Source organism: Candidatus Dadabacteria bacterium (assembly GCA_009837205.1).
GTDB lineage: Bacteria > Desulfobacterota_D > UBA1144 > Nemesobacterales > Nemesobacteraceae > Nemesobacter.
In genome coordinates, this window is the sequence record VXTZ01000022.1 from 134,154 (window position 1) to 147,558 (window position 13,405).

At 51.1% G+C, this 13,405-nt stretch carries 13 protein-coding genes and 1 pseudogene; 13 read left to right on the forward strand and 1 reads right to left on the reverse strand.

Going from position 1 to position 13,405, the window contains the following annotated elements:
• Positions 1-19: 19 nt before the first annotated feature.
• From F4Z13_05090 to F4Z13_05100, 3 genes and pseudogenes are all read left to right on the forward strand, one after another.
• Entirely contained in the window at positions 20-808 is a 789-nt protein-coding gene (locus tag F4Z13_05090) for an RDD family protein (protein ID MXZ48613.1), read from the forward strand.
• Positions 809-819: 11 nt separating this feature from the next.
• The gene (gene gshA / locus F4Z13_05095) at positions 820-2,040 is read left to right on the forward strand and encodes a glutamate--cysteine ligase (GenBank protein MXZ48614.1); all 1,221 of its coding nucleotides are present in this window, start codon (positions 820-822) and stop codon (positions 2,038-2,040) included.
• Between the two features lies 1 nt (position 2,041).
• Positions 2,042-3,440, forward strand: a pseudogene (locus F4Z13_05100) (SLC13/DASS family transporter).
• 16 nt (positions 3,441-3,456) lie between these two features.
• On the opposite strand, the gene pyk reads toward F4Z13_05100, so the two are convergent.
• Positions 3,457-4,863 (reverse strand): pyruvate kinase, encoded by a 1,407-nt coding sequence (gene pyk / locus F4Z13_05105; GenBank protein MXZ48615.1) that lies wholly within the window; start codon positions 4,861-4,863, stop codon positions 3,457-3,459.
• Between the two features lie 239 nt (positions 4,864-5,102).
• On the opposite strand from pyk, the gene F4Z13_05110 reads away from it, so the two are divergent.
• The 10 genes from F4Z13_05110 (at position 5,103) to F4Z13_05155 (ending at position 13,381) form a co-directional block, all read left to right on the forward strand.
• Positions 5,103-6,380 carry a cation:proton antiporter gene (locus F4Z13_05110; protein ID MXZ48616.1) on the forward strand — a complete coding sequence of 426 codons (1,278 nt, stop codon included), beginning with the start codon at positions 5,103-5,105 and terminating at the stop codon, positions 6,378-6,380.
• Between the two features lie 26 nt (positions 6,381-6,406).
• Complete coding sequence (locus tag F4Z13_05115) at positions 6,407-6,916, forward strand: ATP synthase F0 subunit B (protein MXZ48617.1); 510 nt, start codon at positions 6,407-6,409, stop codon at positions 6,914-6,916.
• Between the two features lie 45 nt (positions 6,917-6,961).
• Positions 6,962-7,471, forward strand: coding sequence for an ATP synthase F0 subunit B (locus F4Z13_05120; GenBank protein ID MXZ48618.1), 510 nt, complete (start codon positions 6,962-6,964; stop codon positions 7,469-7,471).
• The gene (atpH, locus tag F4Z13_05125; GenBank protein ID MXZ48619.1) at positions 7,450-7,992 is read left to right on the forward strand and encodes an ATP synthase F1 subunit delta; all 543 of its coding nucleotides are present in this window, start codon (positions 7,450-7,452) and stop codon (positions 7,990-7,992) included. The genes F4Z13_05120 and atpH overlap by 22 nt, the downstream gene beginning before the upstream one ends.
• A gap of 26 nt (positions 7,993-8,018) precedes the next feature.
• Positions 8,019-9,536, forward strand: a complete 1,518-nt coding sequence (locus F4Z13_05130) for a F0F1 ATP synthase subunit alpha (GenBank protein MXZ48620.1) — start codon at positions 8,019-8,021, stop codon at positions 9,534-9,536.
• Between the two features lie 20 nt (positions 9,537-9,556).
• Positions 9,557-10,444, forward strand: coding sequence for an ATP synthase F1 subunit gamma (gene atpG / locus F4Z13_05135; GenBank protein ID MXZ48621.1), 888 nt, complete (start codon positions 9,557-9,559; stop codon positions 10,442-10,444).
• A 2-nt stretch (positions 10,445-10,446) separates the two neighbouring features.
• Positions 10,447-11,916: a F0F1 ATP synthase subunit beta gene (gene atpD / locus F4Z13_05140; GenBank protein ID MXZ48622.1), complete on the forward strand. Its 1,470-nt coding sequence runs from the start codon at positions 10,447-10,449 to the stop codon at positions 11,914-11,916.
• A 15-nt stretch (positions 11,917-11,931) separates the two neighbouring features.
• Positions 11,932-12,333: an ATP synthase F1 subunit epsilon gene (gene atpC / locus F4Z13_05145; GenBank protein MXZ48623.1), complete on the forward strand. Its 402-nt coding sequence runs from the start codon at positions 11,932-11,934 to the stop codon at positions 12,331-12,333.
• Between the two features lie 278 nt (positions 12,334-12,611).
• The gene (locus F4Z13_05150) at positions 12,612-12,914 is read left to right on the forward strand and encodes a hypothetical protein (GenBank protein ID MXZ48624.1); all 303 of its coding nucleotides are present in this window, start codon (positions 12,612-12,614) and stop codon (positions 12,912-12,914) included.
• Positions 12,915-12,973: 59 nt separating this feature from the next.
• Positions 12,974-13,381: a hypothetical protein gene (locus F4Z13_05155; protein ID MXZ48625.1), complete on the forward strand. Its 408-nt coding sequence runs from the start codon at positions 12,974-12,976 to the stop codon at positions 13,379-13,381.
• Positions 13,382-13,405: the final 24 nt, after the last annotated feature.

The window sequence follows — 13,405 nt, forward strand, 5'->3', positions numbered from 1 at the left end:
CTTTGGCGGGGTTCCGACCATGAAATGTCCTGAGTGCGGCTACACGAGCTTTGATTATCTTGAGGAGTGCAAGAAATGCGGGGCCGCCCTGTCTCCCGTACCTATTTTCAAGTATCTCTATGAAGACGAGTTGAGCACGGAGGTGGTTATTGAAAGGAGCGTGCAGCCCGTTGCCGACGATGTTCTAGCCGGGGTCAAGACAGTTGGGGCGATGTTTGAACTCAGCCCTGCGAGCGATCCTCAAGACGAAGGGTTGCCCGAAGGTGAACTTGAGGATTTTCTTGTTTTTGAAAGAGATCTGGGCGAGGAGATCACGGAGCAAGAAGAGCAGCAGGAACAGGAAGATCAAATAGAAAAAGAGAGTCCACCGCTCCTGCCCCACGGGATGGTTCCCGCGGCTTTCGGGGAGAGACTTTTCGCATTTTCCGTCGATTTTCTGTTTACTCTTTGCGTTGCCGCAGCCGCGCTTTTCTCGGGGGCGAATCTCATCGGGGAAACTTTTTTCCCGGGCTTCGGAGAATTTGTTTCCATATGGGGGTGGGTATGTCTTTCTGCTTACGTGCTGGCGACCACGTATTTCATTTTTCTTCCCTCCTGGTGCGGGACGACTCTTGGAAACTCGCTTGCGGGTATCCGCGTGGTGATGCGGGATGGCTCTGCTGCCGGGTTTCAGACGAATTTGCTCAGATGGGTCGGCTGGATTTTTTCTGTGACCACTGTTTTCACGGGTTTTGCGCTTTCGGTGTTTGACCCGCAACGTAAGACTCTCAGCGACCGTCTCTGCGGAACTTTCGTCGTGAGGGCCTGATCTGGCGTACGATGCTTATAGAGCAGCTTGAAAGAAATATCGCTAGCAAACGCGGGGAGATTTCCCGCTGGATAGAGTTTCATTGCGAGAAGGTGATGGTACCGCTTTACAGCTCCGTTGACCTGCGTTTCTCCGAGCATAAGATTGCCCCTATAGACACCAACGTTTTTCCCGCAGGCTTCAACAACCTTTCTGCGGGATTCAGGAAAAACGCAGGGAAGCTTTTCAGGGAATATCTTTTTTCCAAGTACCCGAGTGCTGAAAAAATCCTTTTGGTTCCCGAGCTCAACACCAAAAACGCCTACTACTGGGAAAATGTCTGGGTAATAAAGTCCGTTTTGGAGGACCAGGGCTACGAGGTGTGCGTCGGCATTGCGAACGAGGAATTTCGAAGGGAGACTGTCTCGTTCAGTTCGGCAAGCGGTCAGGTAATCGAGGCGAAGCGGGTTTTTCAGGAGGAAGGCTCGGCGATGATAGACGGATTCGTGCCCGATATCATAATGATAAACAACGATTTTTCGGAGAAGTGTCCGAAAACCCTGCACAATTTGCGCCAGCCCGTCTTGCCGCCCGTTGAAATAGGATGGCATGCGAGAAAAAAGGACGTGCATTTTGAGTTTTATAATCGTCTCTGTAGCGAACTTGCCGAGATACTGGAGGTGGATCCCTGGGTGATGTCGGTTGAAACCGTCTTGGAAAGCGGGGTAGATTTCGATTTTCCCGAGGACAGGGAGCGGGTTTCCCAAAAAGCCGGAGAAATTCTTTCAATAGTTAAAGACGAGTATTCGAAAAGAGGCATAGACTACGAGCCCTCGCTTTTCGTTAAAAGCAATTCTGGGACCTACGGCATGGCCGTTGCTAGCGTCAGCGACCCGCAAAGCATATTAGGGATGAACTCGCGCGACAGGAAGAGAATGCGGGTTTCAAAAGGGGGAGTGCCTGTTCGGGACGTGGTCATACAGGAGGGTGTGCCGACATCGCTTCGCGTCGGGGACGGTCTTGTCGGCGAGCCCGTCGTTTACCTTGTCGAATCCCAGGTGGCGGGGATGTTCTACAGGGTTAACCCTCTTCGGGGCGAACTTGAGAACCTTAATTCAAAGGGGATGGAGTTTCTGCCGTGTGAAGACTCTTTCGCAAACGGGATTCCATCGGCGTTTGATCTTGTTTCCAAGGTTGCAACCATCGCCGCGGGTTACGAGATAGAAAAGGTGCTAAGAGACGTGGATTGCTGAGATGTGCGGAAAAAAACAGTTTCCGACCAGCGGGCTTCCTCTTTTTTTTCTCGTCGCCGGTCCAGTTTTGGGCGCAATTCTTTTTTTCACGTTAAAATCCCTTGGGTGGGGGAGTGATGCGTGCTGGACTGCTGCGGTTTCCGCCGTATGTGCGGTGTGGTGGATTTTTGAACCCGTGCCGATCCCGGTGACTTCCCTTTTGCCGTTTGCACTGTTTCCGATTCTGGGTGTTCTTTCTCCGAGGGAAATCAGCGAATCCTACGGGGCTCCTCTTAATATTGCTCCTTCTCGGCGGATTCATACTGTCGACGGCAATGGCGGGCAGCGGAGCCCACAGGCGCATAGCGCTCACCATGGTTAATTTTTTCGGGGGGTCAAGCAACAGGCGGCTGGTGTTTGGTTTCATGGCCGCCTCAACGGTGCTAAGCATGTGGATTTCAAACACCGCCACCACTCTTATGATGCTCCCCGTGGCCATAGCTGTGCTGGAAAAAGCCAAGGACAAAACGCTAGCGGTGCCGCTGTTGCTCGGCATAGCACACGCGGCGAGTGTCGGAGGGATCGGGACGCCAATAGGAACTCCTCCCAACTTGGTATTCAGCGAGATTTATTTCCAGAATACCGGGGTGGAAATCCCGTTTCTCACCTGGATGAGCTGGGGAATTCCGGTTGTCGTGATTTTCGTCCCCATAATCGGGTTCTACCTAACTCGGCATCTTAGCGGTTCAGGAAGCTTCACTATGCCGGAAGTGGGGAAGTGGAGTGCTCACGAGGTGCGCGTGCTGGCCGTGTTTTTACTCACGGCGCTTGCCTGGATGACGCGTAGCGAGCCGTTCGGTGGTTGGAAAACTTGGTTTGGAGTTCCTGGAGCGACCGATGCCAGCGTGGCGCTTACGGCCGTCATAGTGATGTTTCTTGTCCCAAACGGCAAGGGAGGCAGGTTGCTTGACTGGGATACCGCAAGCAACATCCCTTGGGGAATGCTCATTTTGTTCGGTGGCGGTATCGCGATTGCAAAGGCTTTTATCTCGTCCGGGTTAAGCATCGCGCTTGGCGAAGCTCTCTCCGGTCTTGGTGTTTTGCACATCGTTTTGATACTGGCCATTATCTGCCTTGCGATTACTTTTCTCACGGAACTCACAAGCAATACCGCAACCACAACTCTGATGATGCCGATTCTGGCTGCTACCGCGATGGCGATGGACATTGAACCGGCTCTGCTTATGGTACCCGCGGCGATGAGCGCAAGCTGCGCGTTCATGCTTCCGGTTGCCACTGCGCCGAACGTTGTGGTATTCAGTACAGGAGCCTTCCCGGCTAGGGTGATGGCGAGGAAGGGGGTAGTGCTTAATTTTATCGGTGCGTTTATTATTACGGCTGTGTGCGCGATTATGCTTTAGGCGGAATTAAGGGTTTTTATCCTATTTCTCGTAACTGGATTGAATCTATGCCGGCAGTCGTGATAACGTCGGATACAAGCACGACCTGATCCCCCAAATTTAGTACCCGTTTTCTCTTCAGAAGCTCGAATGCTTCTTGGATCCTTCCCTCGGGATCCTCGGATTCATCCATGCGATGCGCGATTACGGCTCTGTTCAGAGACAGTTGCCGTTTTATTCTGCTATCGAAGGTTACCGCATGAATAGTTGTCTTGGCAGGCCTGCAATTGGTTGTCAGCTGAGCCATTAGTCCTTTTTTCGTTATTACGATCAGGCATTTGGCGTCAATTGATTCAGCGAGTTCAACCGCTGAAGCTGCTATATGCTGCTTGAGATCCTGCTTAACAAGAAGCTTGCCCATTTGCAGACTTGTGAGACTTTCCGCCTTTAGGGCTATCTTGTCGAGATGCTCTATTGACCTTATGGGATGTTTTCCGGTTGTTGTTTCACCCGAGAGCATAAGTGCGTCGATTTCCTCGTAGACCGCGTTTGAGACGTCCGTTACTTCCGCCCGGGTAGGAATCGGGTTATCGATCATTGATTCGAGAAGATGGGTGGCGACTATCACTCTTTTGCCTTTCTCTTGGCATTTGCCGACTATCACTCTCTGTACGTCCGGCAATTCCTCAATGCTCATCTCGATACCGAGATCTCCCCTAGCAACCATAACCGCGTCCGATTCCTCGACGATTTCCTCTACGTTTCGCACCCCTTCTTGGTCCTCGATCTTAGAGATGACCTTAATTCCCTCTCCGTCGGCTCCCAGCAGTTCTCTGAGTTCCAGAACATCCTGTGCTTCCCTCACAAAGGAAAGGGCTATGTAATCGACTTCGTTTCTGACTCCAAACTCTATATCCGCCTTGTCCTTGTCCGTTATTGAAGGAAGATTGACTTTTACCCCGGGCAGATTGACATGGCGTTTGCTCTTCATGGTTCCGCCGTCGATAACTCTGCATTTCATGGTTCCGTGGTCCTTCTCAAGCACTTCAAGGTTTATGAGACCGTTGTCCACGGTTATTTTCTCTCCTATCTGAACTTCGTTGATAATATCTTCGTAATTGATATGAATTGAAGACTCCTCAACGTCATCAGGTCTTACGGACACTGTAATTACATCTCCCTGGTTTATATGCAGGTCGCTTTGCAGAACCCCGGTTCTGATCTCCGGTCCCTGAGTGTCAAGTATCAGGGCGATTGAGTCTCCAACTTCCCTGTTTATGGATTTCACCGTCTTGATTACTTCAAGGTGGCTTTCGTGAGTGCCGTGCGACATATTGAGGCGCACGGCGTCCATACCCGCCTCGTACATTTTCATCAGCATTTCGTACGAACTTGTGGAGGGGCCTACGGTGCAGATTATTTTCGTTTTTCTAAATGGTTTCATAAACGGGGAAATATGTCGGTAAATTCGGAAAATGCAAAGTTCTTTTAACACTAAGCTGATATGTGGGGATCACCTGGGGTGAGAACTTGGAATATTCGTCGTGCGCCGGTTGTATCGTAGCGATCGGATTTCCCGAGATTTTGTAAGAGCAGGCAAATCTTTTTGACAGTGTGCCCGTTTTGTGATAGTAAACTGCTTTTTAATCTGACAGAACCCTCAAATCTCCCCAAGATGAGACAATGGAATACGTACAGCATTTATCAGTAGAAAATTTCATCCTTTATCTCCTGATAATCCTTGTTTTCGCCAAGGCCTTCGGTCGGCTGGCAGAAAAAATCGGACAGCCCTCGGTTCTCGGGGAACTTCTCGCCGGGGTAGTTCTGAGCGCAAGTGTTCTGGCGCTCATTCCTTCTACAGAAGGCATGGTCGGATACGATGTGTTTCACCTGCTGGCTGAAATAGGGGTTATCCTTCTTCTTTTCGAGATAGGTCTTGAGACCAGGATTGCAGATCTGATAAAAGTGGGTCCGGTCTCGGCGCTAGTAGCCATAGTCGGTGTGGTGCTTCCGTTTGTACTGGGATATTTTTGCGTAATTTATTTCCAGAAGTTCGCGATACTCAATCTTGAAGCCGGTATGGTCGGGCTTGTGGCCATAGTAATGGGTGCAACGCTCACCGCCACGAGCGTTGGAATCACGGCCAGGGTTCTAGCGGACCTTGACCAGCTCCAGACAAAAGAGGCCAGAATAGTTCTTACCGCAGCTATAATAGACGATGTCATCGGGCTTATTATTCTCGGGGTCGTAAGCGGCATAGTGAGTTCTTTTCAATCGGGCGGTGGAACAGAGCAGCTGACCCTCTCCTCGATCTCATTTATAACAGCTAAAGCTTTCGGTTTTCTCGCCGTTTCAATACTTCTGGGCAGGATTATCGCTCCTAGAATTTTCGAGTTTTTCGCCCGGATCGATAAGAGCAATCTAGTCTGGATCATGGGAATAGCCTTCTGCTTTGTCTATGCGTACTGTTCAAATCTTTTTTCTCTTGCCCCAATAGTCGGGGCGTTTGCGGCCGGTCTGGTTCTTCGAGAAACTGATCAGTTCAAAACGATAGAGGGAGGAGTGAAACCCGTTTCGCACTTTTTTACTCCCATATTTTTTGTGATGGTGGGTGCCGCCGTGGATGTTTCTGTGTTCAACCCCTTTGTATCTGAAAATATTATGGTAATATCAATCGCTTTAATTCTTTTCGTGGTGGCGGTTATAGGTAAGTACGCGAGCGGTTACGTGGTCTATGAAAAAGACGTGAGAAAAAGTATAATTGGCGTCGGAATGATCCCAAGGGGTGAGGTTGGGCTTATTTTCGCGAAGATCGGTCTTGCGTACGGCGTTTTCAAAACCGATCTTTTCTCCGCCGTCACGGCTATGGTAATACTGACAACCTTTATAGTGCCTCCGCTTTTAAAATGGATGTTCGAAAACGAAAGCAAGGAGTATGAGTCGACCGAAAGCACGGTCTAGCAAATAATCTTGAAGCTAGGTTAATCATGAGATTCTACGGTCTTAGGACATTTTTATATGCTGCGATCTTCGCCCTGACGGTTGTTCCTTCGGCAGATGCCGCTGAGAACATGCTGAGTGTCGATGAAACCCTGATAATCCAACTTGTTATTTTTCTGGTAGGGCTTTTTCTGCTGAACAGGCTCGTGTTCCGCCCGCTTATCGGGGTTTGGGACAGAAGAGAGGAACTTACCGCGGGCACGCTTAGAGAAGCCGAGGAGATGACTCGCAAGGCCGAGGGTGCTATTGCCGAGTACAACGAGAAAATCGCTGAGGCGAGGGTACAGGCTACCGAGACAAGAAACGAACTCCGCCAGCAGGGGCAGGGTGAATCTTCAAGGATGCTTCTTTCGGCGAGGGAGGCCGCCCAGGCGGAACTCGAGGGCGCGAGAGGGACTCTTGAGAGCGAGACTGCGAAGATAAGGGCGGATCTGCAGGGCGAGATAGAATCGCTTGCGGCGGAGATAAGCAACCGTGTCTTGAGGAAGGGGGCGTAGGGATGATGCCGACTGCGGATCTTAATTTTCCGGGGGAACCACTAATTGGATAGCCATTTCAACTGGGCGTTCGTAATAAAACATGCCCTTAACCTGGGTCTTCTTATGGCCCTTATCATATATCTTATCAGAAAGCCTTTTCTGTCTTTTCTGAAAAACAGGAAGGAAAGACTCCGCTCGGAGGTGGACCGTGCTGCTGCTGCTGCCGAGCAGGCCGAAATAACGCTTGAGGAATACTCGGCGAAACTTGACGCGGTCGCCTCGGAGATAGCAGCTCTTCAGGAAAATATAAGAAAACAGGGTGAAAATGAGAGGGATGAGCTTGTCTCCGCGGCGGAGAAAAGCTGCGAGATGATAAAAAAAGAGGTTGAGGACACGATTCGTCTTGAGACCACAAAGGCGGTCTCCGAGATACAGTCCGAAGTGGTCGACTCGGCGCTTGCGCTTGCCGAAAAGATGATAAAGGAGCGGGTGGACACGGATTTTACGACCGATTCGGTCGACGATTTTGTAAAAATGATTGAGGAAGGAAAATGGCAACAGTTGCGACACTGAGAGATCTCGTCTCGGCGCTTGTGGATTCCGCGGCGGATCAAAGCGAACTTTCGGGTGTAAGAGCCAATATGGGGAGTTTCTTTGAGCGGGTCGCCGATTCGGGCGAGCTTCGAGATGTTCTTTTAAGCACGGTGTTTTCGATAGAGGAGAAAAAGGCGGTCTTGGGGGATTTCCTCGAGGCGGTGTCTTCTCTTGAGATTACGAGAAGATTTTTTCTGCTGGTTTTGGAGATGGGAAAAGTCTCGGCGCTTCTCGGCTCAAGGGAAGCCGTGCTCGCGAGACTTGACGAAGCGGTTGGAAAAGTAACGGCCGAAATTACCTCGGCCAGAGATCTTAGTCAAAACGACGTCGAGAGACTCAGTGCGGCGCTTCGTGCGGCGACCGGAAAAACGGTTGAGGTGTCGCTTAAGGTTGATCCTTCCATGATAGGCGGAATAAAAGCCCAGGTGGGTGACAAGGTTTACGATAACAGCGTCAGGACGCAGCTTGAGAGAATAAGAGGCGTTCTTTCTCCGTCCTGACCCGAATAATTCCAAAGGAGCTAGTAATGCAGGAACTAAGAGCAGAGAGTATAGGCGAGATTCTGAGAAACAGGATAAAGGGCTATGAACGGAAAGTTGATACCGAAGAAGTCGGGACGGTTATTTCCGTCGGCGACGGTATCGCTAGGGTTTACGGTCTTGATCAGGCGGTAGCGGGAGAGCTCGTCGAGTTTGACGGCGGAATCACCGGACTTGTTCTTAACCTTGAAGAGGATAATGTCGGTGTCGCTCTTTTCGGAGAGGATTCCCACCTGAGCGAAGGAGGAATGGTAAAGCGAACGGGACGCATCGCCGAGGTGCCTGTCGGAGACGCTCTCGGCGGAAGGGTGGTCGATGCTCTCGGAAGACCGATTGACGGTCTCGGAGAAATAGCCGCCGCTGAAACAAGGCAGATCGAGGTGAAGGCCCCCGGAGTTATTTACCGCCAGTCGGTAAACGAGCCCCTTCAGACGGGACTTAAGGCCGTTGATTCCATGATACCGATAGGAAGAGGCCAGAGAGAACTTATTCTGGGAGACCGTCAGGTCGGAAAGACCGCTATCGCGATCGATACGATAATAAACCAAAAAGAAGAGAATGTTCACTGCATATACGTTGCCGTAGGACAGAAACAGTCAACCGTGGCTCAGGTAGTCGATAAGCTCAAGGAGCACGACGCCATGAAGTACACGACAATAGTTTCCGCCACGGCCAGCACTCCGGCTCCTTTTCAGTTCCTCGCTCCTTTTTCCGGCTGTGCCATGGGAGAATATTTCAGAGACACCGGCCGACACGCGCTCATAATATACGATGATCTGACGAAACACGCGTGGTCCTACCGCCAGCTTTCGCTTCTTCTAAAGAGACCGCCGGGACGCGAGGCTTACCCCGGAGATGTTTTCTATCTTCACTCGAGGCTCCTTGAGCGCGCCGCCAAAATGAGAGACGAGGACGGAGGCGGCTCCCTTACGGCGCTTCCGATAATCGAAACCCAGGCGGGTGACGTGTCCGCCTACATTCCCACGAACGTGATTTCCATCACCGACGGGCAGATATACCTTGAGAGCGATCTTTTCTACTCGGGTGTGCGACCCGCCATTAACGTCGGTCTTTCGGTTTCAAGGGTGGGAGGAAGCGCTCAGATAAAGGCGATGAAAAACATCGCCGGAACACTGAGGCTTGAGCTTGCCCAGTACAGGGAAGTCGAGGCGTTTGCGCAGTTCGCTTCCGACCTTGACAGGGTAACACAGAACCAGCTTGCCCGCGGAAGCAGGCTTGTCGAAGCCCTCAAACAGGATCAGTACGAACCACAGGCGGTTGAAAAGCAGATCCTGATCATATTTGCAGTTACAAACGGCTATGTTGACGACTATCCGGTATCCGCAGTGAGAAAATACGAGAGGGAGCTTTCTTCTTTCATGGAATCGAAGCATCCTCAGCATCTTGCGGAGATAAAAGAGAAGAAAGTTGTTTCGGACGAACTTGAGGAAAAGCTCGCAGTAGCGCTTGACGAGCTTAAAAACCAGTTGGGCGAGCTTGCCTGATATAGCAACGGGAAAGGATAATGCCGAGCCTTAAACAGATAACGACAAAAATAAAGAGCGTAAGAAGCACGCGGCGGATAATGGGTGCCATGAAGCTCATAGCCGCTGTGCGTCTGCAGAAGGCCCAGGCCGCTCTTATGGCCTACAGGCCTTATTCTGATGCGTACCGCGATGTGGTTTTAAACGTGGCGGCGCTTTCAGAATCGGAGGACCATCCCCTTCTTCGGGTCCCGGAGGAAAAAGCGAACCTGCACGTTCTGTTCTTTACTTCCGACAGGGGACTGTGCGGAAGTTTTAACAGTGCCCTGATAAGGAACATGCAACGCTATATCGAGGAGCAGAACGAAGTTTTCGGGAACATAAAGCTGAGTTTCGTCGGAAGACGGGGACGGGATTACTTCTCGAGAAGCGGGGTTGGCACAGGCAAATACTACACAGGAGTCAATGAAAGGAACTCCCGGAAATTCTCGGAGGAACTGGCCGCGGCACTCACAGAGGAGTTCAGGGTCGGGGAGAGCGACGAAGTAGTGCTTGCGTATAACCACTTTGTTTCCGCTATTTCCCAGAGGATGACTTTTGAGAGACTTCTTCCGCTTTCGGCCCGGGAAACCGACGATGGTGGTGCGGAGAGTTCATCAGATTACATATTCGAGCCGGAGAAAGAACGGATAATAGGTTCGATTCTTCCGAAATATGTTCAGGTGAGAATCGAGCGCGCCATGAACGAGTCGCTCACGAGCGAGCACGCGGCGCGCATGACCGCGATGGAAAACGCAACCAGCAACGCGGACGAGGTAATAGCAAAACTTACCCTGCTTTTTAACAAGACCAGGCAGGCAATCATTACAACGGAGCTTATGGATATCGTTAACGGTACGGAAGCTCAAAGGAAAGGAGGCAACGAGTAGAGATGAGTATTGAATCAGCGTTTACAACAGGCGGCAGAGATGCCGAAGCGGCAAACGGTGCCGACCCGGGAATCGGGAAAATAATTCAGGTAACGGGTCCGGTGGTGGATATCGAATTCTCGGAGGGAGCTCTTCCCACCGTGTTTACGGCTCTTAAGGTAACGAATCCGGCCCTTGGGGAAACCGAGTGGAACCTGATTCTGGAAGTTGCCCAGCAGCTGGGGGGAGGCCGCGTAAGATGCATCGCCATGGACTCGACCGAGGGGCTTAAAAGAGGACAGGATGCCCTTAACACCGGCGATGGAATAACAATCCCGGTCGGCAAGGAAGCTCTCGGGAGACTGCTTAACGTGGTCGGAGAACCGATAGATGAAGCTGGCCCCGTAGAGACTGAGGAGCGCTGGCCCATTCACCGTCCCGCGCCCGAGTTCGTCGAACAAAGCACCAAAATGGAGCTTTTCGAGACGGGCATAAAGGTTATCGATCTTCTTGCTCCTTTTCTTAAGGGCGGGAAAATCGGTCTTTTCGGCGGAGCAGGAGTAGGCAAGACCGTTTTGCTGATGGAGCTCATCCATAACATAGCCAAGGAATACGGCGGTTACTCGGTTTTCGGCGGAGTGGGAGAGAGAACCAGGGAAGGAAACGACCTTTACTGGGAGATGAAGGAATCTGGGGTTCTTGGAAACACGGGACTCATATTCGGACAGATGAACGAGCCTCCGGGAGCGAGAGCCAGGGTTGCCCTTACGGCGCTTACGCTCGCCGAGTATTTCCGCGACACCCAGGGTCAGGATGTCCTTCTTTTCATCGACAACATTTTCCGCTTTACCCAGGCGGGCTCCGAAGTGTCGGCCCTTCTAGGAAGAACACCTTCTGCTGTTGGTTACCAGCCGACTCTCTCGACTGACCTCGGGGAACTCCAGGAGAGAATCACTTCGACCGTAAAAGGCTCGATCACCTCCGTGCAGGCGATTTACGTTCCTGCGGACGACCTTACGGACCCTGCTCCCGCAACTACCTTTGCGCACCTTGACGGAACCATCGTTCTCTCAAGGCAGTTGACCGAACTTGGAATATATCCTGCTGTTGATCCACTTGACTCGGCCTCGAACATTCTTGATCCGAGAATAGTCGGAGACGAGCATTACGGGGTCGCCAGGGAAGTCCAGGAAGTTCTGCAGCGCTACAAGCAGCTCCAGGAGATAATCGCGATTCTCGGTATGGACGAACTCTCAGAAGAGGATAAGCTCACGGTTGCACGCGCCAGAAAGGTCCAGAGGTATCTCTCGCAGCCTTTCCACGTGGCCGAGCAGTTTACGGGCACCCCAGGAAAGTACGTTCCCATCAAACAGACTATAGAAGCTTTCGGCGAGATTATCTCGGGCAACATGGATGATATTCCCGAGCAGGCTTTCTACATGGTGGGTAATCTTGACGAAGTACGCGAGAAGGCGACGGCAATCGCCTCCTGACGGGAGATCTGAAAATTGGCTGAAAAACTGCAACTCAAGATAATAACCTCCAAGAGGCTCGTGTTTGACGGCGAGGTCGAGGAACTGGTAGCCCCCGGCCAGATGGGGGAATTCGGTGTTTTGCCGGGTCACGTGCCTTTTCTTTCTGTGCTTTTTCCGGGGAGACTCAGGTTCAAAACCGAGGAGTCGGGAGAAAGCACTCTCATAATCCATGGTGGCCTCGCGGATGTAAAGGATGACACCATCAGTATTCTTACCGACCAGTCGGAGAATCCCGGAGAGGTTGACGTCACGGCCGCCAGAAAAGACGCCGAGGTCTTTCAGAAGGAACTTGATGAGCTTCAGGACACAGAAGCTTCGGAAAGAGAAGAGCTTGACAAGAAGCTCAAAATAGCTCGGGCCCGAGCGGGAGAGTAGGTTTTTTCGCCTGAATCTGCCGTGGCGGAGTGTTCTTGTCCCGGCGGTCTGAACCCGTAGTCTGTCATGTTTTTGTTGTGAACTGTCCTGCTTTGAGATAACGAGGCGGGAAACCGGCCATCGTAAATACGGGAAGCGTTCTTTTGGAAAATCTAGATACTGACTGCGGATGCCCGTTCAGCTAAAGTGCAGTATCTGATCTCGAAGTTGTCTTGAAAACACCTGTTTCGTTCTTTATCATTTAGAAATATTAAGTTGTTTTTGGCGTGAGGTCTATTATGGATGCTAAAGAAGCTGTGAGATTAGCGAAAAACTATGTAAAGGATATTTTCGTTGAAGAGCAGATTACGAATGTTGGACTTGAAGAGATCAAATTTAATGACGACCAGGACTGCTGGGAAATCACCGTAGGATTTTCCAGACCGTGGGATTATCATGCTTGGAACCTGTTTGAAGATGTCCATTCTGCCTTTGAGAAGCAAAGACGGCCGAAGACGCGGTCCTTTAAGGTAGTTAACATAGACGCCAGTAACGCTAAAGTTTTGTCTGTCAGGAATCATGAACTGACCGGAATGCAATGACTTCAGCACCGACTCGGCTTTTCCTTGACTCCAGCCTTCTAGTGTTACTTGTCGTCGGTATGGTTGATCCCGGACTGATTGCCAAACATAAGCGGACCAAGCAGTTTCCGGCTGAGGCATACGACCTACTAAACGAACACCTTTCGCACTTTGACTGCGTGTTAGTTACGCCGAACACCCTGACCGAAGCATCCAACCTGCTCGGGCAACATGGGGAGCCCATGCGCTCGGATCTTTTCCAGATGCTTCACAACCTGATCAAAAGAACCGAAGAAACCGTAGTTGCAAGTGCGGATGCCTCGCAAAACAGCGCTTTTCCGCGCTTGGGCTTGACCGACGCGGTGCTTCTGGAAGTTGTCTCGGTCGAAACTCCCTTGCTCACGACGGACCTCAAATTACATGTTGCCGCCTTGGAGAGGAAAGGAGAGAAGTCTGCATTCAACTTTATGCATTTGTTTGATTACTGAGTCTTTCACTGTAATGTCGTTTCC